We start from the raw sequence: 2,121 nt of genomic DNA, 5'->3' as shown, positions 1-2,121 counted from the left end.
CCACCCGCCCGGAACCCCGCACACCGCCGCCCCGCCGACCGCAGGCCCCGGCACGGCACGACGGGCCCGGACCTGGCCCCTCGCCCTGCGCCGGACCCCCGTCTCGCTGTGGAACGACGACCTCTCGGACTGGGCCGCGGCCCTCACGTACTACGCGATCCTCGCCCTGCTGCCCGCGCTCCTGGTGACCGTGTCCGTCATCGGCCTCGCCAGCCCCGGGGCCACCGGTGCGCTGATCGCCGACATCACGGCCTTCGCCCCCGCCGAGGCCGCCGCCGCGCTGCGGGAGCCGCTGGAGGCCGCCACCCAGCAGCGCACCGCCGTCTGGCTGCTCGTCGCGACCGGCGGGGTCAGCGCGCTGTGGTCCGCCTCCAGCTATCTGGCGGTGTTCCGGCGCGCGCTGCACGCCATGCACGGCGTACGGGACACCCGGCCCGCCCTGCGCCAGGCGCACGTCATCGTGGCGTGGGCGATCGGACTGCTCCTGCTGATGGTGACCAGCGCGTTCGCCCTCGTGCTCACCGGGCCGCCGGCGCGCTGGGCCGGGCGCCGGCTGGGCATGACGCATGTGGGCGACGCGGTGTGGGAGGTGCTGAAGTGGCCCCTGCTGCTCTGCCTGGTCGCCGCGCTGATCACGGTTCTCTTCCGCACGGGTCCGGGCCCGGCACGCGGGGCGCGCCGGGCCCTGCCGGGCGGGATGCTCGCGGCGCTGCTGTGGCTGGCCGCGTCCGCGGGGTTCGCGCTGTACGCCACGTACATCGGGTCCTACAGCCGGCTGTACGGCTCACTGGCGGGGCCCGTGGTGTTCCTGATCTGGGTGTGGTTCACCAACCTGGCGCTGCTCGCCGGGGCCCAGTTCAACGTCGAGCTGGACCGGGCCCGGGGCGGCGCCGCGTAGCGGCCGTCAGTCGCCGGTCGTGCCGTCGACGATCTCGCGGATGATGTCGAGGTGGCCGTTGTGCCGGGCCGTCTCCTCGATCAGGTGCAGCAGGATCCAGCGCAGATCGGGCCGGCGTCCGCCCACCCGTTCCCGCTGGGCCGAGGTGTCCAGGTCGTGGGCCGCGACGAGCTCCCGGTAACGGGCGCTCTGCTCCTCGTACTCCTTCAGTACGTCCGCGAGCGGCATGTCGACGGCGATCCGCATCTCGCGGTCCGGGTCCTCGTCCGTCCACGGGCCCTCGTCCTCACCGCCGAGGAAGACGACCTCGAACCAGTAGTACTCGACCCAGCGCAGATGGTTGACGACCCCCGCGAGCGTCATCAGCGGGGAGCCGGGCAGGGGCGAGCGGACGGCGTTCTCCTGCGAGAGCCCCTCGCACTTGGCCACGGCGGTGGCGCGGGTGTAGTCGAGGAAGGTGGTCAGCTGGGTGCGCTCGTCCCATGCGGGAGGCGAATCGGTGCGTGTCATCGCCGCACAGCCTTACGGTCCGGCGCCCGGCTGTCCAGCGCTTATCCCTCGCGGCGGGCGGGCCCGGGGTGCCCGGGGCCGAGGAACACCACGAGGTCCGGCCCGCCCGCCGGCGCCGGCACCTCACGCCAGCCGAGGCGCCGGTAGAGGCGTACGGCGGCCCCGGCGCTCCGCGAGGTGAGAAGCCAGCAGCGGCCCCCGGGCGCGGACGCGGTCACCGACTCCAGCAGCGCCGCCGCCAGGCCGGCGCCGCGGGCCTCCGGGCTGAGCGCCAGCTCGTCCACCTCCCGCGCGCCGACGAGCCAGTCGGCCGTGCGCTCCGGGCCCAGCAGCGAGGAGACGGCCGCGTAGGCGCGGGTGGCGGGAAAGGGGGCGGGTGTGGTCCAGGCCGTGGCGAACCCCACCACGGCGGCGGAGCCCGGCTCGTCCGGGTCGCCGCTCAGCGCCAGCGCGGCCCGGAACCCCGGGCGCCGGGCGTCCTCGCGCAGCCGCTCCGTGTAGCCGGCGGCCTCGGCCGGGTCCTCGTGCCACGGCGGCCCCGCGAACGCCTCCGCGTAGGCGCGGCGCACCCCGTCCTCGTACGCCAACACGTCGCCCGGCCCCACCTGTTGGACCCACATGGCCATGTCCCGGCTCCCCGTCGTCCCCGTCGCGCGCACCCGCCGGCCCGCCCCGGGGAGTCTACGAACGGCACCCGCAGGACGCGTGCGCGC

At 75.8% G+C, this 2,121-nt stretch carries 3 protein-coding genes; 1 reads left to right on the top strand and 2 read right to left on the bottom strand.

All coding sequences use genetic code 11. The features are described 5' to 3' along the window. The coding region (locus EAO73_RS35280; protein WP_224756599.1) for a YihY/virulence factor BrkB family protein at nt 1-898 on the top strand (898 nt) is incomplete at its 5' end. Between the two features lie 6 nt (nt 899-904). Here the strand turns inward: EAO73_RS35280 and EAO73_RS35275 are convergent. Both EAO73_RS35275 and EAO73_RS35270 read right to left on the bottom strand, forming a co-directional pair. Continuing rightward, nucleotides 905-1,408: a DinB family protein gene (locus EAO73_RS35275; protein WP_147975616.1), complete on the bottom strand. Its 504-nt coding sequence runs from the start codon at nt 1,406-1,408 to the stop codon at nt 905-907. A 41-nt stretch (nt 1,409-1,449) separates the two neighbouring features. Then, nucleotides 1,450-2,034: a GNAT family N-acetyltransferase gene (locus EAO73_RS35270; RefSeq protein ID WP_147975615.1), complete on the bottom strand. Its 585-nt coding sequence runs from the start codon at nt 2,032-2,034 to the stop codon at nt 1,450-1,452. Between the last annotated feature and the right edge of the window lie 87 nt (nt 2,035-2,121).

The organism is Streptomyces sp. col6, assembly GCF_008042035.1.
Lineage (GTDB): Bacteria > Actinomycetota > Actinomycetes > Streptomycetales > Streptomycetaceae > Streptomyces.
The sequence above is the reverse complement of the archived record's forward strand: the minus strand, read 5'-3'. Positions and strand labels throughout refer to the sequence as shown.